This window comes from Paraburkholderia guartelaensis (assembly GCF_004353905.1).
In the GTDB taxonomy this organism is placed as follows: Bacteria; Pseudomonadota; Gammaproteobacteria; order Burkholderiales; family Burkholderiaceae; genus Paraburkholderia; species Paraburkholderia guartelaensis.
Genome location: NZ_SMOD01000033.1, coordinates 58,895 through 80,591 on the forward strand (window position 1 = coordinate 58,895; position 21,697 = coordinate 80,591).

Annotated in this window: 19 protein-coding genes; 10 read left to right on the plus strand and 9 right to left on the minus strand. The window is 58.4% G+C overall.

Annotated features, from left to right (window positions below):
* The first annotated feature begins 129 nt into the window (after positions 1–129).
* Complete coding sequence (locus E1N52_RS32055) at positions 130–507, plus strand: VOC family protein (protein ID WP_133187437.1); 378 nt, start codon at positions 130–132, stop codon at positions 505–507.
* A gap of 882 nt (positions 508–1,389) precedes the next feature.
* Here E1N52_RS32055 and E1N52_RS32060 read toward each other — a convergent pair.
* The 7 genes from E1N52_RS32060 to E1N52_RS32085 form a co-directional block, all read right to left on the minus strand.
* Entirely contained in the window at positions 1,390–2,049 is a 660-nt protein-coding gene (locus E1N52_RS32060) for a LutC/YkgG family protein (RefSeq protein ID WP_133187439.1), read from the minus strand.
* The gene (locus E1N52_RS32065; protein ID WP_133187441.1) at positions 2,046–3,419 is read right to left on the minus strand and encodes a lactate utilization protein B; all 1,374 of its coding nucleotides are present in this window, start codon (positions 3,417–3,419) and stop codon (positions 2,046–2,048) included. Before E1N52_RS32065 ends, E1N52_RS32060 begins: the two co-directional genes overlap by 4 nt.
* On the minus strand, positions 3,416–4,159 hold the full coding sequence (locus tag E1N52_RS32070) for a (Fe-S)-binding protein (RefSeq protein ID WP_133187442.1): 744 nt from the start codon (positions 4,157–4,159) through the stop codon (positions 3,416–3,418). The genes E1N52_RS32065 and E1N52_RS32070 overlap by 4 nt, the downstream gene beginning before the upstream one ends.
* Positions 4,160–4,241: 82 nt before the next feature.
* Entirely contained in the window at positions 4,242–4,553 is a 312-nt protein-coding gene (locus E1N52_RS32075; protein WP_133187444.1) for a DUF4148 domain-containing protein, read from the minus strand.
* 548 nt (positions 4,554–5,101) lie between these two features.
* The gene (locus tag E1N52_RS32080; RefSeq protein ID WP_165979487.1) at positions 5,102–5,479 is read right to left on the minus strand and encodes a response regulator transcription factor; all 378 of its coding nucleotides are present in this window, start codon (positions 5,477–5,479) and stop codon (positions 5,102–5,104) included.
* Between the two features lie 196 nt (positions 5,480–5,675).
* A complete protein-coding gene (locus E1N52_RS45355) occupies positions 5,676–5,804 on the minus strand; it encodes a hypothetical protein (RefSeq protein WP_281282786.1) in 129 nt (42 codons plus the stop codon).
* Between the two features lie 340 nt (positions 5,805–6,144).
* On the minus strand, positions 6,145–6,822 hold the full coding sequence (locus tag E1N52_RS32085) for a response regulator transcription factor (protein WP_133187448.1): 678 nt from the start codon (positions 6,820–6,822) through the stop codon (positions 6,145–6,147).
* Positions 6,823–7,210: 388 nt separating this feature from the next.
* Between E1N52_RS32085 and E1N52_RS32090 the strand changes: the two genes are divergently transcribed.
* The 9 genes from E1N52_RS32090 to E1N52_RS32125 all read left to right on the plus strand — a co-directional run bounded on the left by E1N52_RS32090 (position 7,211) and on the right by E1N52_RS32125 (position 20,894).
* Complete coding sequence (locus E1N52_RS32090) at positions 7,211–12,724, plus strand: trifunctional serine/threonine-protein kinase/ATP-binding protein/sensor histidine kinase (RefSeq protein WP_246089305.1); 5,514 nt, start codon at positions 7,211–7,213, stop codon at positions 12,722–12,724.
* Between the two features lie 357 nt (positions 12,725–13,081).
* A complete protein-coding gene (budA, locus tag E1N52_RS32095) occupies positions 13,082–13,912 on the plus strand; it encodes an acetolactate decarboxylase (protein ID WP_133187450.1) in 831 nt (276 codons plus the stop codon).
* Positions 13,913–13,921: 9 nt separating this feature from the next.
* Positions 13,922–15,598 carry an acetolactate synthase AlsS gene (gene alsS / locus E1N52_RS32100; protein ID WP_133187452.1) on the plus strand — a complete coding sequence of 559 codons (1,677 nt, stop codon included), beginning with the start codon at positions 13,922–13,924 and terminating at the stop codon, positions 15,596–15,598.
* 66 nt (positions 15,599–15,664) lie between these two features.
* Positions 15,665–16,171, plus strand: a complete 507-nt coding sequence (locus tag E1N52_RS32105; protein ID WP_133187454.1) for a hypothetical protein — start codon at positions 15,665–15,667, stop codon at positions 16,169–16,171.
* A 127-nt stretch (positions 16,172–16,298) separates the two neighbouring features.
* Entirely contained in the window at positions 16,299–17,711 is a 1,413-nt protein-coding gene (locus tag E1N52_RS32110) for a cytochrome ubiquinol oxidase subunit I (RefSeq protein WP_281282788.1), read from the plus strand.
* A 42-nt stretch (positions 17,712–17,753) separates the two neighbouring features.
* Positions 17,754–18,752, plus strand: a complete 999-nt coding sequence (cydB, locus tag E1N52_RS32115; RefSeq protein WP_133187456.1) for a cytochrome d ubiquinol oxidase subunit II — start codon at positions 17,754–17,756, stop codon at positions 18,750–18,752.
* Between the two features lie 12 nt (positions 18,753–18,764).
* Positions 18,765–18,920: a hypothetical protein gene (locus E1N52_RS44250; RefSeq protein WP_165979486.1), complete on the plus strand. Its 156-nt coding sequence runs from the start codon at positions 18,765–18,767 to the stop codon at positions 18,918–18,920.
* Between the two features lie 952 nt (positions 18,921–19,872).
* Positions 19,873–20,184, plus strand: coding sequence for a phospholipase effector Tle1 domain-containing protein (locus E1N52_RS45770; protein ID WP_165979488.1), 312 nt, complete (start codon positions 19,873–19,875; stop codon positions 20,182–20,184).
* Positions 20,181–20,894 (plus strand): T6SS phospholipase effector Tle1-like catalytic domain-containing protein, encoded by a 714-nt coding sequence (locus E1N52_RS32125; protein WP_342777912.1) that lies wholly within the window; start codon positions 20,181–20,183, stop codon positions 20,892–20,894. Before E1N52_RS45770 ends, E1N52_RS32125 begins: the two co-directional genes overlap by 4 nt.
* 237 nt (positions 20,895–21,131) lie before the next feature.
* Here E1N52_RS32125 and E1N52_RS32130 read toward each other — a convergent pair whose 3' ends face one another.
* Positions 21,132–21,464 (minus strand): hypothetical protein, encoded by a 333-nt coding sequence (locus tag E1N52_RS32130; protein ID WP_133187462.1) that lies wholly within the window; start codon positions 21,462–21,464, stop codon positions 21,132–21,134.
* Positions 21,461–21,697: integrase core domain-containing protein (locus E1N52_RS32135; protein ID WP_133187464.1), on the minus strand; the 237-nt coding region annotated here is incomplete at its 5' end. The genes E1N52_RS32130 and E1N52_RS32135, both read right to left, overlap by 4 nt.

The following is a 21,697-nucleotide window of genomic DNA, read 5'->3' on the forward strand; positions in this document are numbered from 1 at the left end:
GGTCCGGCAGCGCCCCGAGATTGTAGCCGTCGACAGCAAGCACTAGCCAGCGGAAAATCCCCCTCCTGACAGGAACTGTCAGCACAGGCGCTTATGATCGACTGCCGATTTCAATGGAGAACAGAACCCATGCTCGATCACATTATCCTGACCGTTAGCGACGTAGAACGCTCGCTCGCGTTTTATGAAGCCGCCCTCGAACCGCTCGGCATCCGTTGTGTCATGCCCTACAAAGGCAAAAACGGCCATCCGGATCTATGGGGATTCGGCGACGGCCAGAGCGCTTGTTTCTGGTTGAAGCAGGGAGCACCGAATCCCGCGGCGACCCATTGGGGTTTCATGGCGCCCGATCAACAGACGGTCGATGCGTTCTACAACGCTGCCATTACAGCCGGCGCGACGAACAATATCTCGCCCCGCTTCCGGCTGGAATACTATCCAGGCTACTATGCCGCCGATGTATTCGATCCCGATGGATATTCGTTTGAGGTAGTGCACAAAAGCTGACGCCGCGACCGTGACACGCCGGGTCAGGGATTTGCAACGCAAATACGCGTGCGCGGCCGACGAACGAAAAGAAGGAAAGGAAATGGCTGCTCCTTGAACTAGCGAGAGATGCAGGAGATGCAACACGACCAGTCCAAGAACCCGCCCTGAACGCAGCGATAGCCCAAGCATTACAACAATTTGACGTGCCCTTCCGGCGTGCGGCGGAGCAATGTGCCGCGCGCCGAGTGCCCGTAACGCACGGGCCTATGCGATTCGGGAACGGCAAACGCTTGAAGGCCATGAGGCTGGCGGGTGCGTGCAGCACCCAGGGTTCCTCATATAAACTGGCGTAGTCTGCACCGAGGCATCGAAATTACGCCAGCATTCCTGGTCTACCGATGGGCTGCGAGAAGGCAGCATGGAATATGCGCCCGCGGACTCCATGTTTCGCGTTTCCACACAGCCTCGACCCACAGCCGTCGTTCGATCCAGCGATGCCTCGAATGGCTGGTCCCACGAAATTAATGGTCGTTCAATTCGCCGCAGTCGTCACGGCCGAAGGGTCGGATAACAGAGGAACCTGCTCTGCAATTGGCGCGACAACGACATCCGCAACGATAATCGCTTAGATCAGCAATTTCATGGCAATCACCTCCAGATTTTCCCTTCGTGTGAGGCAGACGCGATCTGATTAGCGAAAACTCCATGCCCCTTGTGCACGAATACGCCTTGCGATCTTTCCGTTTCGCAAGGAGGCGCGGATCTCAGTCACCACCGCCGCGCCACCTCCGACAGCTAAGCCACTCTCTTCGCCGATCCACATCGGACGTCACCGATACCAATGCGCAGGGTACGCTGCTCTCAAGTGCCGCGCAGTGCCCGTGATCGTCGCTGCTCGCTTCAGCGCCGGTTTTCGCGATCCGCGGACGCACCGCACAGCGCGCCCTCCTCGCTCGCCGCCTGGCGCGGGAACCCTGCTCTCAGTACCGGCACGACAGTCAGAGACCGAATTCCTTGCGCACCCCGAATCAGCACGCCTTCGATATCCGCCGTCGCCGACGGTCCGCTCATCAGAACCGAGTACCGTGCATCGTGAAACTCACTTCGATGATAGGCATGATGCAGGTTCCCGACGATATCGCGCGGATCGAGTAATGCAACGAGATGCTGCGACAGATAGCCGAGTGCATTGACCTGATATTCCTTCTCGCTCATCCAGATAGAACCTGTCTCGGCCACCGCGAAAGCAGGTCTCACCACGCCCACATCGACATCGTGCAGATCTTGCGGCTTCGCGATCTCTTCCATGGGGCGCGTACCCTTCACTTCGGGTACGGCCGAGCAGATCACCAATGCATCGGGGAAACGCGTCAGAATGAAACCTTCGACATTGCCATCGTCCGGTGGCTCACACCAAATGCCACCCAGACGTGCAAGCGACGTCTTGAACGCTTCAACGGCAGACGGCAGTCCTTGATCGAACATCGGCACCTGCGGTAGAGCACGAGACGCGGGTTGAACCTCACGCAAGTGAGACAGAATCAAATCTCGGCTGCTCATTTCTTGCTCCTTTTCAGATACCAGTCACGGAAAGTTTCTTTCGGTGCGTCTGGCACCTCGCGCTGCTTTCCCCAGACGTTCAACGGGTTGTAGAGCACCGCTCGCGGCAGCGTCGAAACAGCCTTGTCGGCTGACTTGATCGCGATTCGAAACACTTTGGGATGAGAGAGCACCTGTCCTGCTACCTTCATTGCCTCCTTCTTCACGAACGGCAATTCGTGCTTCTCGGCGATGATCTGCCGCCATTTGTAGATCTGCTCGTGAATATTGATCTTGACGGGGCACACGTTGGTGCAACTGCCATTCATGGTCGAGGCAAAAGGAAGCGAACTGTACTTATGCAGGTTGAAGGTCGGGTTGATGATCGCGCCGATCGGACCTGAATACACCCCACCGTAGCTCAGCCCGCTGCTGCGGCGATACACCGGACAGGTATTCATGCACGCGCCACAGCGGATGCACTTAAGCGAATACCAGAAGTCCTCCATTGCCAGCCGTTCGGAACGGCCGTTGTCCACGAGAATGAAATGCATCTCGCCACCTTTACGCGGAGCGCGAAAGTGCGACGTGTACTGCGTAATCGGTGAACCGAGCGCACTGCGCGATAGCATGCGGATAAAGACACCCAGGTGCTCGAGTTTCGGAATCACCTTTTCGATCCCGATGGATGCGATATGCAGCGACGGCACGTTCGAACTCAAGTCCGCGTTCCCTTCGTTCGTGCACACGGTGATGCCGCCAGTCTCGGCCACTGCGAAGTTACAGCCCGTCATACCGGCGTCTGCGTTGAGAATCAGCGGACGGGTCGCCTGCCGCTGTGCCTCGGCGAGCGCCGGAATGTCCTTTTCGTCCGGATCGGTCCCGAGCTTTTCCGCGAAGATCGTCGCCACGTCCGTCGCGAGCTTGTGAACGGCTGGCACGACGACATGCGAGGGCATCTGGTTATCGAGTTGCTGAATCCGTTCGCCGAGATCGGTCTCGACGACGGTGATGCCGCGATCTTCGAGGTACGGACGCATCTCGCACTCCTCGGTCAGCATCGACTTGCTCTTCACCAGCAGCTTCGCGTCGCGCTTGCTGAGAATATCCAACACGATCCGGTTGTGCTCTTCGGCGTCCTTCGCCCAGTGAACGACCACACCGTTGGCCGTCGCATTCCGTTCGAACTCTTCGAGATAGTCGGCCAGATTGGTCAGTGTATGTTCCTTGATCGCTGACGCCAGTCCGCGCAGTTCCTCCCATTCGGCTATGCCGTGCACCTCCTTGTCGCGTGACGTTCTCAGCTGCCAAAGGCGCTTGTCGTGGAATTCAATGTGTTTTTCGTCGGCTATGAAATGTTTTGAATAGCCGGCGTGATCTACCCGCTTCATGCCCGTGCTCCATTCAGAATCTGTGCAATATGGATGAACTTCATTCCTAGTTCGAGTCGGTCAGCGCAGCCTTTCTGATGCATGATGCAAGAAGAGTCCGCTGAGACGATATATTCGGCTCCGTTGCGCTTGTGGTCCCGTACCTTGTCGATTCCCATCTTTGCGGAAACCGGTTCTTCCGTTACACAGAACGTGCCGCCGAAACCACAGCATTCATCGGGACGGTCCGGTGTGATGAACTCGATACCCTTGACCTTCTTCAACAGCGCGAGCGGCTTGGAAAAAAACGGCTCTTCGATTTCGGACATCTTCGCGGTACGCAATGCGCGTAGTGTTCCGCAGCTGTTATGCAGGCCGACCTTATGCGGGAACTCCGCCCATGGGAATTCCTCGACCTTGAGCACATCGTGCAGAAACTCAACGAGCTCATAGGTGTTCGCCCTCACTGAACGAGCCTCGGGCGTTTGCGCCGCAGCGGTCATGTGATCGCGCACGTGATGCACGCAGCTCCCGCTTGGCGCCACGATGTAGTCATAGCCTGCGAAATTCCTGAGGAACAGCTCCTCTGTCGCCACGGCATCCTTTTCGCACCCGCTATTTCCCATCGGCTGGCCGCAGCAAGTCTGGTCAAGCGGGTAATCGACGGTACAGCCGATCCGTTCGAGCAACTCCAAGGTGGCCACGCCGACATCGGGAAAGAACGCATCGATGAAACAGGGGACAAACAACGCTACTTTCATATTCCTATCCTCGATAAGAACAACTCAGTGGTATCCGCTCTCGGCTCATCTTTCTGCGACGGCAGTTCGGAATGAGTGTTCATCAGCTGCCGAAATAGATCGAGCAGAAGGACGCTGGACCGACGCAATCCGTGTGATGGGTGGTCTCTCGCACGCTAGACATGTTGGCACCGCTGCTACTGTTGCTTCGGGTCTGGAGTTGGGCAACCTGCTTAGTGGAGATCGGATCGGTCGCAGGATCGGAGGTATCTGTAATGTTGGGGGAATCATTGCCCTGCGCCTGGACCAACTCCTGGCGAACTTCAGCCCGGGTCGCTTCCTGTGCCGACGCGTAGTTGACTACAGCCGATCCGATCAGAGCGAATAGAATGCCCGCCGAGATCATCGTTTTCATACTGCACTCCTTAGCACAATATAACGAACAAGTGACGTGCCAGCTTCGTCATGGAAAGCTCCTGAAGCCGGCCCGCACGACACAAATTAAGCGAAACGCGTGTGGACCTCAAATGGACGATGGTGTCGGCCATACCAGACCAATGTATGTCGAAGATGGGATGTAAGCGGGGATTATTACGTGATAAGGGGGGCAATGGGGAACGAGTTCTGTGCACGGCGTATTTGCCGTCGGCTTTCGTATGGGCTGCCTTCCCCGACGGCCACGTCGAGCTTGTCAATCGACGACGGTGCGAATACAAGGCGGCTCTCGGTTGAGCAAGCGCCGGGAGAGCGCCCGCAGACCGCGGTCCTCCCACATGGGTGAATTTTTTCGCCATATCAGGCGGTATTACACGCCAACGGCCATATGCTCAAGCTCGTCGCGTTCGCGATTGCAACGGCTGCGATACGGCCCTGCGGCAACTTGCTGCCGATGAGTCAACGAGGCTTTGGACGGGCCGGCACAAGCACCGCACCGCGGACGCAAGCACGAGCCGATCCCGTCTGCTACGGCTTGCCTAGATTCGCATCGATGCAATCTGCCAGTACGTTTGCGTCGACAGGTTTTTCAAAGATGGCGATGACACCATCCTTGTTCAGTTTCGCAGTGAGATCGGCGGTCGGAAAGGCGGTGATAAAAATTGTGGGTACAACGAAGCCCTGACTTACGATTCGGTCGTGCAGTTCCACCCCGGTTACATTCGGCATTCTGACGTCTGTAATCAGGCATGCCAGGTCACTGATAATGTTCGACCGCAAGCATTCGAAACCGGAGGCAAACAGACGCACATCCCAGCCCATCGAACTCACCAGACCGGCGACCGCTAACCTGACGGCTGTGTCATCGTCCACGACAGCAATAGTTCTCTTTGGTTCGGTGTGCACGTGAACCCCAGACAAAATGAGTCTTTCATCTTGCCCTCAATCGGCAAAACGCAATGGCACGATGATTAGCCTAGGCCTTAAAGACCAGTCCGGGAAGAGTACAAAGGTACAGGATGGGCTAGCCGTTCGGTAAGCTCAATGTCTGGCGTGATAGGGTCCCGCCGGAGTGACACAAGTGGCGCGGGTGCTCGGCGGGTCACAGGAGGCAGATTTGACGCAGATCGACAGTCCGCCGATACACGCTCTTGTTAAGCCACGGTACGAATGTGTACTCGTCATAGGCATTGGAGCCGACGTAAATCCAGTGGTGTAGAACGTTAAACATCGTCGTCTCCGTGAACCGCTTTGTCGCAATGTGATCTCAATGGCTCTGGATCATGTGCGACTGCGCCAAGCCTTCGCCATGAAATCAAGGTACGCGCAATGGAGACGCAAGACCATTCTACGAACGGATGGAAACACTTGTGAATAGGCGTGGGCGATCCATACGCACGTATGGCGCGATAGCGCACGACGACAAGCAGAGCGCGACGCGCGGGCAGCGGAGAAGGCATGCTTCGCCGTCTGCGACACGGCTGCAGCGGACCAGAGAGCAACCCATGAGCTAGCAGCGCGCCGCGAGCATAGTCCCGCGTGATGCAACTGCTTCCGCAATTGCCCAAAGATTACTGGTTTTTTTTTGTACGTGAGTCAATGCCCAACGCCCCGAGCTTGGCCACAAGCTCGGCAACCGAACGCACAGACAATTTTTTCATGACCTGTCCGCGATGCATCTTCACCGTGACTTCGCTGACATCCATTTCTGCAGCAATCTGCTTGTTCAGCAACCCAGCGAGAATAAAACCGGCAACTTCCCGCTCGCGAGGCGTAAGCGTTTCGTACTCTGCACGCACGAAGTCGACGGAACGTTCGGCGTTCAGTCGTTCCCGATCTTTCGTCAGCGCGTGCGATACTGCGTCAAGCACGTCCTGGTCTCGGAACGGCTTGGTCAAAAAATCCATGGCACCCGACTTCATTGCCTTCACGGACATTTCAATATCACCGTGACCGGTAATAATAACAACGGGCATTCGCAAGCCGTGACGGCCCATCGCGTCCTGAAACTCCAGACCATTTTCGCAACGCAGTCTAACATCGAGGATCAGACAGCTCGGCGCATTCAGCTTCGGGGATGCCATAAAGTCCCGTGATGAAGCAAATGTCTCAACTGACAGCCCGACAGATTCGAGCAGCCCGCTAAGACTCCTACGCATCGCGTCTTCATCGTCCACAACATACACGATCGATTCCGGAGGGCTCGCGGTGGCTTCGCGTGAAACAATGGCAGGTTTGACGGCAGACATACGGCCCCCTCGGAAGATCGCGCGGTGTGAACAAGTTTAAGGCCGCGTCTTTAAGTATGCAGTTACATCTAAATCGCAGTACTGCAATGCGGAAGCCGGCCGGAAGGTACACAAGTGGGCAGCGTTGACTAGTGATCTGGCGACATTCGCGTGCCGGGATGTGCGCGACGCATGCGGTGAACGGGTACGCACGATGCCCATGAACGGCTTGACGGCCTGCGCAACGTTACGTGACTACGAGTGTTTATCGCGTTCACTTTATGTACCTTAGTCCAGCATGCACGCTGAAGGGAGTGTTCGTAGCACTCTTCTTTCCGGCGCAGCGCACGAACCGGGTGTCATGTGAGTCGCAGGGTGTATTCTGACGGGACGGCAGAAAGGGCGGCAGATGAATGCTACCTATGCTCACGGCGAGATGGGCAACGGTCTCCACACTTTGTGGGAGGACGGTGAGCGCGTCCTCAGCCGGACACGACGGCCGCTCGTCGGCGACGACGGGACGCTGCTCCTGGCGCGGCCCGCGGCAGGGCAGCCCTCGTCGACGGGCCTCGATCGGCTCGCACACGAATTCGAACTGAAGGATGAGCTTGATGGCGCTTGGGCAGTGCGGCCGCTGGAACTGGCTTGTGACGGCGGTACGACGCTGCTGGTGCTCGAGGATCCGGGCGGTGAGCCGCTCGGGCGGCTGATCGGCGCGCCCATGGCGGTGAGCAGTGCGGTGCGCCTTGCCGTTGGCATCGCCGAGGCGCTGGGCAAGCTTCACCAGCGCGGCCTTGTCCATAAGGATCTCAAGCCTGCCCATATCCTCGTGAACTGTACGGACGGTCAGCCGCGGCTGACCGGCTTTGGCATTACCTCGCAGCTGCGACGCGAGCGGCAGTCGCCCGAACCGCCCGAGACGCTCACCGGCACGCTGGCCTACATGGCCCCCGAACAGACCGGGCGCATGAACCGCTCGATCGACGCGCGTACCGATCTTTACGCGCTCGGCGTCACGCTCTACCAGATGCTCACCGGTTCGCTGCCGTTCACGGCGGCCGATCCGATGGAGTGGGTGCACTGCCACATCGCGCGCAAGCCGGTGCCGCCCAACGAGCGGGTGGAAGGCGTCCCAGCCCCGGTATCGGCCATCATCATGAAGCTGATGGCCAAAACGGCCGAGGAGCGCTACCAGACCGCCGGCGGCGTGGAACGCGATCTGCGGCGCTGTCTCGCCGAATGGGAAGCCCGAGGTCACATCGACGACTTCGAACTGGGTCAGCACGACACGCCCGACCGGCTGCTCATTCCCGAGAGGCTCTATGGGCGCGCAACCGAGATCGAGACCCTGATGGCCTCCTTCGATCGCATCGTCAAGAATGGCGTGCCCGAGCTGGTGCTGGTGTCCGGCTATGCGGGCATTGGCAAGTCCGCGGTTGTCAACGAATTGCACCGGGTGCTGGTGCCACCACGCGGACTCTTCGCCGCAGGCAAATTCGACCAGTACAAGCGCGACATTCCTTATGCGACGCTCGCCCAGGCGTTTCAGAGCCTCGTGCGGCCGCTGCTCGGCAAGCGCGACGCCGAATTCGCCGCCTGGCGCGACGCCATTGTCGAGGCGCTCGGGCCAAATGCACGGCTAATGGTCGACGTCGTGCCCGAACTGAGGCTCATCATCGGCGAGCCGCCCGCGGTCCCGGAGCTCGAGCCGCAGCAGGCGCAACGACGTTTCCAACTGGTGTTCCAGCGTTTTATCGGCGTCTTCGCCCGCGCAGACCATCCACTGGCGCTCTTTCTCGATGACCTGCAATGGCTCGACGCCGCCACGCTCGATCTGCTTGAGGACCTGTTGACCAGGTCCGATCTGCAGCACCTCATGCTGATCGGTGCGTATCGTGACAACGAGGTGACAGCCGATCATCCGCTGAGGCGCAAGCTCGAAGCCATCATGGCTAACGGTGGTAAGGTCACCGAGATTGCGCTGGCGCCGCTTGAGCAGGCGCATTTGCGGCAGTTGCTTGCGGACGCACTTCGCTGCGAGCCCGCACACGCCGCACCGCTCGCGCAACTGGTCCACCAGAAAACCGGCGGGAATCCGTTTTTTGCGATTCAGTTCCTGTCGTCACTCGCTGACGAAGGCATGCTTATCCTTGACCACGATGCTGCCCGCTGGTGCTGGAATCTCGACCGCATTCACGCCAAGGGATATACCGATAACGTCGTCGACCTCATGGTTGCGAAACTCACGCGCCTGCCCGACGAAACACAGCTTGCGTTGCAGCAGCTGGCGTGTCTTGGCAACAGCGCCGGGACGGCGACGCTCTCACTTGTGCTCGGGACGTTGGAGGAGCAAGTTCATGCGGCGCTCTGGCCCGCCGTCCGGCTGGAACTTGTCGAACGCCGCGCGGCCGGCTACCGGTTCGCCCACGATCGCATTCAGGAAGCCGCGTATTCGCTGATCGCCGAAGCGTTGCGGGTCGAAGCCCATCTTCGCATCGGCCGACTGCTGGCGGAGCACACGCCGGCTGAGGAGCGCGACGAAGCAATCTTCGAGATCGTCAATCATCTCAATCGCGCGATTCCGCTGATCACGTCACGCGACGAGCGGGACCGGCTCGCCCGGTTCAACCTGATAGCCGGCAGGCGCGCCAAGGCGTCAACCGCCTACGCCTCGGCGCTCAAGTATCTGGGTGCCGGCGTGACGCTCGTGGGCGATGATGGCTGGTATCGCCAGCGGGAGCTGATCTTCGCGCTGGAGTTGCACCGGGCCGAGTGCGAATTTCTGACCGGTGCGCTGGCAACTGCGGACGAGCGTCTGGCGGTACTGGCAACGCGCACGAAAGATTTGGTGGAAGCAGCGCGCGTCGCATGTCTGCACATGGATCTCAACGTGACCCGTGATCAAAGCGGCCGGGCGGTCGCCGTCGGTCTCGGATACCTCCGTAATCTGGGCATCGAGTGGTCGCCGCACCCGACGGAAGAGGAAGCGCGCCGGGAGTATCAGCGAATCTGGACAACCCTCGGAGACCGCCCCCTCGAGGCACTTGTCGATCTCCCCTTGGTGAGCGACCCGGCATCCCTCGCGATCCTCGATGTGCTGGCCAGGCTCACGGCGCCGGCCTTTAATACGAGCCTGAACTTGTTTTGCCTGGTCATCAGTCGCACTGCCAATTTAAGTCTCGAGCGCGGCAACGCTGACGCGTCCTCTATGGCCTATGCGTTGCTCGGCATGATTGCCGGGCCTTTCCTCGGCGACTACCAGACCGCATATCAATTCGGTCGGCTCGGCTACGAGCTAGTCGAGCAGCGCGGGCTAAAGCGCTTCCAGGCCGGGACCTACATCACCTTCGGAAGCATGGTCCTGCCGTGGAAACAACCTGTCCGGGCTGGCCGTGAACTGTTGCGTCGCGCGATCGAGGCGGCCAACCAGAGCGGGGACCTCACTTATGCGGCGTACAGTTGTAGCCACCTGAATACGAACCTGCTTGCTGCAGGCGATCCGCTAGAGGAGGTGCAAGGCGAAGCCGAACGGGGTCTCGCGTTTGCGCAGAAGATGCGATTCGGTGCTGCCATTGACCGCATCGACGCCCAGCTCGGCCTGGTACGGACGCTGCGGGGGCTTACGCCAAAGTTTGGCCGCTTTGACGATGCCGGTTATGACGAACTTCGGATCGAGCGCCGCTTCACGGAGAACCCGGATCTGGCCACTGCCGAGTGCCGGTACTGGATCCGTAAGCTGCAGGCGCGTTTCTTCGCAGGCGACCACACTGCGGCGCTCGATGCCGCCTTGCGGGCGCGACGGCTGCTTTGGACGTCGCCAACCTTTGACATGGCCGAATATCACTTTTACGGCGCGTTGTCTCGCGCGGCCTGTTTCGACACGGCGACGACTGATGAGCGACAGGTTCACACTGAAGCGCTTGCTGACCATCAGAGACAACTCGAGAGCTGGGCGGATATTTGCCCGGAGAATTTCGAGAACCGCGCTGCCCTCGTGGGGGCGGAGATCGCCCGGATCGAAGGCCGCACGCTCGATGCCTTGACCCATTACGATCAGGCGATCCGCTCGGCCCAGGCAAACGGCCTGGTGCACAACGAGGCGCTTGCCAACGAACTTGCTGCGCGTTTCTATTCGACGCGAGGTCTTGAGAAAGTCGCAAGCGTCTACCTGCAGGACGCCCATGACGCTTATCTGCGTTGGGGAGCACATGGCAAGGTGCGACAGCTTGAACAGTGCTACCCCAATCTCAAGCCCTATGCGGACCATTCGCGCAAGACGGCCACACCCGGAACGCCAATAGAGCAACTGGATCTTGCTACCGTGCTGAGCGTCTCACAGATCGTGTCGGGCGAAATTGTGCTCGACGACCTGATCGAAGCGCTGATGCGCACTGCGGTGGAACACGCCGGTGCGCGACGCGGGCTGCTCGTGCTTCCGCGGGACGCCGGGCTATGGATCGAGGCGCAGGCCGATACAGACGCCGGCTCAGTAACGGTCTCGCTCCGCGAGGCGCCGATCTCTACTGCCGAGCTGCCCGAGTCGATTCTCCGGTACTGCGCCCGTACGCAGGAGAGCGTCATCCTCGACGATGCCTCAGCCCGGGGCGCGTTCTCCAACGACGGGTACATTGCCCGCGTGCAGGGGCGCTCGATCCTCTGCCAGCCACTCGTCAAACAAGGAAGGCTGATTGCACTGCTTTATCTGGAAAACCACCTCACCGCCAGTGCCTTCACACCGGCAAGGATTGCGGTCCTGAACGTACTGGCTTCTCAAGCTGCGATGGCGCTGGAAAATGCGCGTCTGTACCGCGACCTTGCAGAACGCGAGGCGAAAATCCGGCGCCTCGTCGATGCCAACATCGTTGGGATCTTCATTGGGGATATCGAAGGTCGGATCCTCGAAGCCAATGACGCGTTTCTTCGTATCGTCGGATACGACCGTGACGACCTACTGTCGGGGCGTGTGCGCTGGACCGACCTGTCGCCGCCGGAGTGGCTCGAGCGCAACAGATCAGAATGGATGCCGGAGCTAAAGACGACGAGAACATTGCAGCCCTATGAAAAAGAGTATTTCAGGAAGGACGGCAGCCGCGTGCCCGTGCTGATCGGCGTTGCGATGCTGGACGAGCGCGGGACTCAAGGCATCGCGTTCGTGCTCGATCTGAGCGAGCGCAAACGGGCGGAAGCGGAGGCACGCCAGATGCAGCTCGAGCTCGCACATGCAAACCGCGTCACGGCCATTGGGCAACTGGCGGCGTCGATCAGCCACGAGATGAAACAACCGCTCGCTGCCATCAATTTATCCGGTGGGGCCGCGCTGCGCTGGCTAGACCAGGAACGGCCGGCGATAAACCGGGCACGTGAAATGCTGGAACTGGTTATGTCTGAGAGCGCCCGGGCAGGCGAAGTTATCCGGGGCATTTACGGCCTTGTGAAAAAGGCCCCGACATGTAATGAGATCCTGCAGATCAACGAGGCGATTCGCGATGTCACGGCGATAACGTCGAGCGAAGCGAATCGGAACGGCGTCTCTATGCGGATGCGGCTAGCAGAGGACTTGCCGCTCATCAAGGGCGACCGGGTGCAACTCCAGCAGGTGATACTAAACCTTGTTATCAATGCCATTGAGGCGATGAGCGTGTCGGAGGAAGGGCCGCGAGAATTGACGATCAGCTCCGCCATGAAAGAGCCGGATGCCGTTGTCGTAACCGTGTGCGATTCCGGACCGGGTGTCGCGCCCGGGAACATCGAGCGTCTCTTTGAGCCGTTCTATACGACAAAAACTTCCGGTTTGGGGATGGGGCTGTCGATCTGCCGCTCGATCATCGAGGCACATGGAGGCCAATTGGGGGCAAGTGCGAACGTTCCCCGCGGCGCTACCTTCCAGTTCACCGTACCTGTCCATCCACCTGTGTCTACGTAGACTACCTGGCATCCCGGACAGCAGGGAAATGGAGCTAACCGTCGCATGATCTCGCAGGGGGTAATCGACACCTAGCTAGTGTGATGGTACGACCCATACCATCGCCCATTGGCGGGCCGCACTTCTTTCGGCCTATCCTGCATCCCGTATGGATACCGTCTGGAATGTTCCACGACAGGCATGCATAACACGTGTCTCGGTGACGCGCGCGGGAACGCAGCTGACGCCGCAACGACAACTGTCAGTCCGTGACGCTCAAGGAAGCGCTCTGCGGTGTCATTGAAGCGGTTCTCGGCACATCCTTCCAAGACCATCGCCGGATCGGTGAAACGCTTTTCATTAACAAAGGAGTACTAAGTGATATCTTTTTCCGCTACCATCCCGAACTCGCTAAAGAGCGCGCTGGATGATGAACTCGCTAGAACGGGAAGAACGTCGTCCTCGATCCTCACGGCCGCCTTGTCTCAGTACCTGGGTATAGCGGTACATACGCTGTTCCAGGTTTCGACATCGGGAGCCTTGGTCGAGGGGGTCTTCGACGCCGAGGTCAGCGTTGAATCCGTTCTCGAACACGGAGATTTCGGGCTCGGTACTTTTGCTAACCTGGATGGGGAAATGGTCGTACTCGATCGGCGCGCGTATCAGGTTCAGGGCAACGGTCGCGTTTCAGAATCGGGCAAGGAGGCGGGAGTCCCCTTCGCCGTTGTCACCCGGTTTACGCCACAAATTGACGAAGAATCGGTTCCCGTTTCCAGCTTCAAGGAACTGGAAGCGTGCTGCGATCGCTATCGCAAGTCGGGAAACATCTTTTATGCAATTCGGCTGGACGGACACTTCGAAAGCGTTCGGACTCGCGTCGTCAACCCTCCCGAGCCAGGTACACGCCTCGTCGACGCGGCGAAATCCCAGACCGAATTTGATTTCGAGTGGATCGACGGAACGCTCGTTGGTCTGTGGTCGCCCGGCTTCTCGAGCGCATTCAGTGTTGCCGGCTATCACTTTCATTTTCTGTCCGAGGATCGCCAGCACGGCGGACATCTGCTGGATGTCTGCGCGGGCCCGCTTCGACTTCGAGTCGAAGCGCTGACCAGCTTCCATCTGGCACTGCCAGAATCCGAAGCATTCCTGAAATCCGACCTCAGCAAGAACACTGCCGAGGAACTAGCCTACGCCGAACAAGCTCATTGAGAGATTGCCATGAACGGGAGACCTGCAAATGCACAGCAAATTGGCGCCGATCTGGTTGTCAGCGCTCTGGAGGCACAAGGCGTCACTCACGTGTTCGGTGTGCCAGGTGCCAAGATCGATGCGGTGTTCAACGCACTGGTCGACTCGAAGATCGAGACTGTCGTTTGCCGACACGAGCAGAACGCCGCCTTCATCGCCGGTGGCATCGGACGCATGACAGGCACAGCCGGGGTCGCCATCGCGACTTCTGGACCAGGCATCTCCAACCTGGTGACTGGCCTCGCGACTGCCAACTCGGAAGGAGACCCCGTGGTTGCCCTCGGCGGTGCAGTGGCCGCCGATGAGGCGCTCAAACAGATTCACCAGACTATGGACGCCGTGTCCATTCTGAAACCGGTGACGAAGTTCAGCGCCACGGTCGGTGCTCCCGCGCAAATCAACGAGGTCATGGCCAATGCCTTCAGGGCCGCTGAAAGTGGCCGGCCTGGCGCAGCTTACGTCAACTTGCCCAAGGATGTGACGGCCAGCCCTTGTGGACATACGCCGCTGCCGCGGCCTGTATTTGCGGGGCTGGGGCCGGCCGACAGCGCAGCGATCCAGGAAACCGCGAGGCTGATCAACGCGGCGTCGACTCCCGTGGTATTGCTGGGGTTGTTGGCCAGCAAGCCCGCGAATGCCGCAGCCCTGCAGGCGTTCATCGGCAAACGCAATCTCCCGGTGGTCGGCACCTTCCAGGCGGCCGGTGCCGTGGGTGCCATGATGTTCAGCAATTTTGGCGGCAGGGTCGGTCAACTTGCCAATCAGCCCGCAGACAGACTGCTCGATTCCGCCGACGTGGTGATTACGATTGGCTACGATCCGGTGGAGTATTGGCCTGCCTTGTGGAACAAGGGGAAGCAGCGCAGGATTATCCATGTCGATGTGCTACCCGCGGACCTCGACAATGCCTATTGTCCCCATGTGGAGTTGACGGGTGACATTGCACTGACCCTGCAGGCGCTGACATCGCTGATCGATCGTGCCGGAAGGTCGGCAATCTCATCGGGAATTCTCGAGCTGATCCACGCAGAACGCCTTCAACTCGCCAGGGACTCTGCCGCCCGCAACGGCACACCTGTCCATCCTCTTCGGCTCGTTCACGAATTGCAGCAATTTGTCAGAGACGACATTACCGTCTGTCTTGACATGGGGTCTTTCCATCTGTGGATCGCACGCCATTTATATAGCTTCAGGCCGCGGCAGGTGCTCATCACGAATGGCCAGCAAACATTGGGGGTCGCTCTGCCCTGGGCGATTGCGGCCTCGATCGTCCGGCCACAGGAGAAGGTGCTTTCCATTTCCGGTGACGGCGGTTTTCTCTATTCCTCAATGGAACTCGAGACAGCCGTTCGACTCAAGGCGAACATCGTGCACATGGTCTGGATAGATGGCTCGTACGACATGGTGGCGACGCAGGAAAGGCTCAAGTACGGAAGGTCTTCGGGAACCGACTTTGGTCCTGTCGATTATCTGAAATACGCCGAAGCCTTCGGAGCGCGAGGTCTCATGATCAACAAGCCGGACGAGATCCCTTTCGTCATGAAGACGGCTTTCGATACGCCGGGACCGGTGATCGTCGGCGTTCACGTGGATTATCGTGACAACCATCAACTGTTTGAGATGCTACACGCAGACAGCATCCATTAACGTCAGTTCGCATTTTGTCAACGGGAGCATACGTCTGTACATGCTCAACTGCAATGGAGATGTGAAATGACAAGGACTGCTTCTGACTATATGGTTGATGCGCTTGTTAAAGTGGGAGTGAAGCGCGTGTATGGCGTCGTCGTGTCGAGCCCGGACCAGCTCCCCCAGATTCTCAACCGCGCCATGCGCGCGGCAAACGGGCGAAAAGGCGTGGCAACGGTTGTCGTCCCGGGCAATGTGGCGCTCGCCCCGCTGACCATACCTGCGCCAAACTGGATCGCGATCGCCCCAGTGATTCAACCAGCGCTCTGCGAAGTCACCGAACTGGCAAGCATGCTGAACGAGTCGTCGCGAGTGACGCTGCTATGCGGGGCGGGTTGCAAGAATTCGCACACGGAAGTCATCGAGCTCGCACGCATGCTAAAAGCGGCCAATCGTGCACGCATTGCGGTGGAAGGAGTACATCGAATACGACAACCCGTTCGATGTGAGAATGACCGGGTTCCTCGGATTCACTTCCGGCTACCCGGCCGATATTCCTCTATTTCTCGAAAGAACCCTCCCATCCGATAGATTGTAGACGGACGGAGGATCCCTGAAAATTAGCGGCAATTTCTCATGAGCGAACCCGAGCCTTCGTGCGACGCCCGCACTCTCTTCTTCCGGAACGAGCGTGAGGCGTCTTGAAGAGCGGGGGCGCATGGCTAAGGTGATTTCGATGGATGGCAATGCACTCGATCTGTCACGGCTTCAATTCGCCTTCACAGTCTCCTTCCACATCATGTTTCCGGCACTCAGCATCGGACTGGCTAGCTACTTGGCAGTTCTCGAAGGCTGCTACCTGAAAACCGGCAAACCACATTACAAGGAGTTATGCATTTACTGGTCCAGGATCTTCGCCGTGGGTTTCGGAATGGGCGTGGTATCCGGCGTTGTAATGGCGTATGAGTTCGGGACGAACTGGTCCGGATTCTCGAAGTTCGCGGGACCAATCACAGGCCCACTCTTGACATATGAGGTGATGACCGCCTTCTTCCTCGAGGCCGGATTCCTTGGAATCATGCTGTTCGGCTGGCAAAAGGTGGGGCCGAAAGCACACTTCGCCGCCACGGTGCTGGTCGCAGTCGGCACGCTGATCTCCACTTTCTGGATTTTGGCTTCAAACAGCTGGATGCAAACGCCTCAAGGCTACTCCATCGAGAACGGACACGTCTTACCCGTCGACTGGTTCTCCGTCATATTCAACCCGTCCTTTCCTTATCGACTGGCGCATATGACGATGGCCGCCTTCATAGTAGCCGCACTCATCGTCGCAGCGACAGGAGGCTGGCATCTATTGCGTGGACGGCGTGACCCTTCAGTCAAAACAATGTACTCGATGTCGCTGTGGTTATTACTGTTTCTTGCTCCCCTCCAGGCCTTCGTCGGCGACCAGCACGGTCTCAATACGCGTCGCTACCAACCCGCGAAAATCGCTGCAATTGAAGGACTATGGGAGACCGAGAAAGGCGGCACAGCACTCAATCTGATCGGCTTTCCGGATATGCAGGCCGAGGAAACCCGCTACGCGATCAAGATACCTCACCTGGGCAGCCTGATTCTTACCCATAGTTGGGATGGCGAAATTCGCGGATTGAAGGAGTTTCCGAAAGAAGACCGGCCCAACTCGTCGCTCATCTTCTGGACCTTCCGCATCATGGCCGGCCTTGGCGTATTGACGATACTGATTGCCATTGCGGGCTTCCTGTTGCGCAATCGAGGCAGGCTGTTTGAGTTTCGGCCCTATCAATGGCTCACGGTATTCATGGGGCCGGCAGGTATCGTCGCGCTCATTGCAGGCTGGATCACCACGGAGGCAGGGCGTCAACCATGGGTCGTCTACGGTGTGCTCCGTACAAAGGATGCGGTTTCACCCGTGATAGCGCAGAGCGTTGGAGTGTCTCTGCTCGTCTTCGTGATGGTCTACTTTCTCGTATTTGGCACCGGCATCTATTACATTTTGAGGCTCATCCACGCGGGCCCCGGACATCCGGGCCATGCGCCACCCCTCCCTCAACCGGCAGAACCCGTTGAAGCTGGCGGACGGCGTCCGCTAGCCGCAGCGACGGACTAATTTCGCGCAATCGACCTCCCCTCACGCATTCTGGAGCATCCTATGGACGTCACCGTGATATGGGCCGCGATCATCGCTTTCGGCCTGTTTATGTACATCGCTCTTGACGGATTCGACCTGGGCATCGGAATGATATTTCCGTTTTTCCCAAACGACGGTGAAAGGGACGTGATGATGCATGCAATCGAGCCCGTCTGGGACGGCAACGAGACCTGGTTGGTCCTCGGAGGCGCAGCGTTGTTTGCAGCATTCCCGACGGTCTATTCAGTCGCTCTCTCAGGACTTTATCTGCCCATTACACTCATGCTGGTATGCCTGATCTTTCGCGGCGTGTCATTCGAGGTTCGCGGCAAGGCTAATCGCACGAAAAACCTGTGGAGTTTGTCCTTCATTTGCGGCTCCGCGGGTGCGGCATTCTTTCAGGGTGTGATTCTCGGAGCGTATCTTCACGGCATCCCCGTCGAGGACGGAACGTTCTCCGGCGACCCGTTCTTTTGGGTGACGCCCTTCAGTTTCTTTACGGGTATGGGCCTGATGGTCACCTACGCCTTGCAGGGCGCGACTTATTTGGTGCTCAAAACGGATGGCGACTTCCAGGATCGTCTTCGTGCGCTTGTATGGCCGCTGACCGTTGCCCTGCTTGGTTTCATCCTCGCCGTCAGCATCTGGACGCCGCTCACAGATGCGCATGTCGCCACGCGCTGGTTCGACTCATCGTTCCGTTACAGGTTGTATCCGATTCCGTTTCTCGTGGCCATAACCGCGATCCTGATGTACGCCGCAGTGAAGCGACGCTTGGATCGGGCGCCGTTCATATTGTGTCTGTTGCTTATCCTTCTTGGCTATATCGGTCTTCTTATCAGCATATGGCCGTATGCGATTCCCGATAGCGTCACGCTTTGGGACGCGGCATCGCCGCGTGTGAGTCAGCTTTTCGCGCTTGTGGGGGCCGTGATTGTCATCCCGATCATAGTCGTATACACAACCGCCGGCTATTGGGTCTTTCGCGGGAAAGTTGAAGCGGGAAGCCAATACCATTGAAGGAGTTCAGTCATGGCAGATCTACCCTCTGACTCAGAATCGTCGGAATCGACGACGCTTGGCAAGCGCATGATGTGGTTTGTCATTCTATGGCTGGTCGGGTTCGCCGGAACCATGCTGCTGGCCATGCCGTTCCATTTCCTGGTTACGGCGGCGATGCGTCACTAAGGGAGCCGTAAAAGCGCAGCTAAGCAGGGCTGAACCTTCACCAGTGCGACTTTCGCCGCACAAGCCAACAGACCCAACGGTCTGTTCAGAAACGCCTCGGCGGAGTTGAACTCTCAGTTCGTTGAGCCGCTGCGCCGCTTTGGCTTGATGTAAATGCAATTCTCAAACTTTTTTCGTTCAGGTGGATACAACGCCATTTTCTCGCCCACATAGTGGCGGCTAATTGAACGGTCGATTGCTGCGTGGAACAGACGCCTGAACGTCTGAGCGGGGCCTGAGCTGAAGTCCCGAGCAGTGAGTCGAAATTGCAGGCGGCGTCTGCAATTTCGGCGCACATCACCGATTGAACGAGCGGGCTCCTTCCATCATGCTAGCCCGCAAAGGGCAATCAGCAGGTGCATGATTCGAAAAGGAATTTATCAGGGGGCGCAAGGGAGAGCCCCGCCCGGCTTAGTTGCGTCTAACCGGAAACCTGCACGAAAATCAAAGGCACACCTAATAAAGCTTATGTAAAATTGTGTAGGACTGCAAATTAGCAGAACGCAAAGAGCAAGAGCCGGTTTAACCGGCTCATTTTTGTGTGCGCCCTTGCTCCACGTTTGGCGCACCTCGTTCGGCAGGCCTACCCACAAAGGTACTCCCTGTTATGTGTGGTTTCGCGACCGCCGAAAGCAAATAGGACTTCTACCTGAGTTACCGCGCCCCCTTTCCATGATGGACAGCCGTGCGCCGATGCTGTGCGCGGGATCGAGCGCCCGCAACGGTACAAGGTCGGGCTGCTTCTTGGCGCTGGTGGCTCTCCGCCGGCGACGGCGTTACGCGAACCTGACTGCGTCCTTGTGTGGTGTACCGAACAAAGTAGTAAACCGATCCAAATACCCATCGCCTATTCTTCTTGACGGCTCTAAGGCGGAGCCACCATGTCCCTAAAGTTTCCATGCGAACTGCGGCGATGCAAAGGAATATCGTGGTGGGGATTGACGGAACCTGGAATGCCGTACAGAGCTACGCGGGCCAGGGTTCTAACGTCGCGATGTTGCTCGATTGGGCGGACAAATCCGTTCTGCCTCCGTATTACTTCCCGGGAGTCGGCTCTGGGCTGTTAGCGATTGGGCGCACGTTCTATGGCATGATGGGACGTGGGACATTCGACCTCGCGCGGCAGGCATGGAGGGCAATTCATTCTGCCTATCAACCGGGAGACCGCATCTTCATTTTGGCTTCAGCCGGGGAGCATTTGCCGCTAGGCACCTGGCAAGCATGATCGTTCGCCGGGGCCTCAAAGGATGGCGGGGCAGTCTGGAAGAAGAGTATCGAGAGTGGCTGACAGCTGTCAGGCAGCCCTGCACGGTCGTGCAGCAACGAATTCATATGCTCGGGCTGTTTGATTGCGTCCCGGGCAACCAGTTCTACGTCCTCCGTGACCGCTCAAGCCATCTTAATATCGGTGAACTTGAACCTGGAATTGATCATTTCCGACACGCGGTTTCTATCCACGAGCGCCGTTGGTCGTTTAAGCCGATCTTTTTTAGAGACACGGGCAGTCAATCGTTCAAGCAGTGCTGGTTTCCCGGCTACCACAATGACGTTGGTGGCGGCCCAGGGTGCGCTGAAGGGCTTGCGGCGTACAGCCTCTGGTGGATGATGCGCGAGGCGCATGGGTTGGAATTGAACCTCAACCATGTCGTCTGTCGAGACCATCGTGCTGGTAACACACTTAATGTAATTCAGGCTGTCGACACACTCGACCCGCCAAAATGCTCCGATTGGATTACAACACGCTGCGGTTTCGCAGTGGACCGATCGAAATTACCTGGTGCTGAGTATGTTACTCCCGCTCCCGATTTCATGGATCTTGACGAATGCTATCGGTGCGGAAACGAGATGTACGACGCACTCGCGACGCCGGACGCCCACCGTCGCTTCGCACGGGTGCGCGGGTCGTCCGGGGGAGAAGGGACGCGCGCAGACTGAGGGCTAACGGTCCGCTGGTGGGCGCCCCGTTCTCTCGCGCGATTGAGTGAAATCAACGGTCGCCGCCCGTCGAGGCGTCTAACCGTGCGCTAAGCGATGGGCCGCCCTTGGCAGCACTCAGCCATTCCAATGCAGTCCACGCCACGCGCGTCCCCGACAGCGAACTGCCGGATTCGGCCAAGAGCCGACCTTCAATGTCGTGGCTCTGTTCGGCTGCACTGTGCGCGAAGCAGCCGGTCAAGCGCCCTTGCCCTCCATGTACGCATCGAATTCGGCAATCTCCTCATCTGTCGGTGGCTCCGCGGTGAAATCCAGTTTACGAATGCTGTCAGCAATATCGCGACGATTGATGTAGCCCATACTGTACTTACCGTTCTCCAACTCAAAATCAAGTGAACCACACCAATTATTGATCCGGGCGTATCCCGGCATCAGTGCGGCCTGTTTTGGATTGCCGCTGACTTCGTGCTTGGCAAGCGATACCCGCACCCATTCCAGCCGGGTAAGAGGTGGTGCCGCTTGTTCGGACAGGGTCCCGCGATTTTTAAGTGGAACGTCCGGGGCGATCATGCTGCCGATTTGATCGCTGGCAGCGTCGCGAAGTATGCCTCATCGGGCGTCTGATCCGCCAGACTCGAATGAGGACGTTTGCGGTTGTACAGCTCAATGTATTGGCCAATGGAGCGCCGGGCGTGGCTGACCGACTCGTAGGCTCTCAAATAAATCTCTTCGTACTTGATGCTGCGCCACACGCGCTCGACAAACACGTTGTCGCGCCAGGCGCCTTTGCCGTCCATCGACAG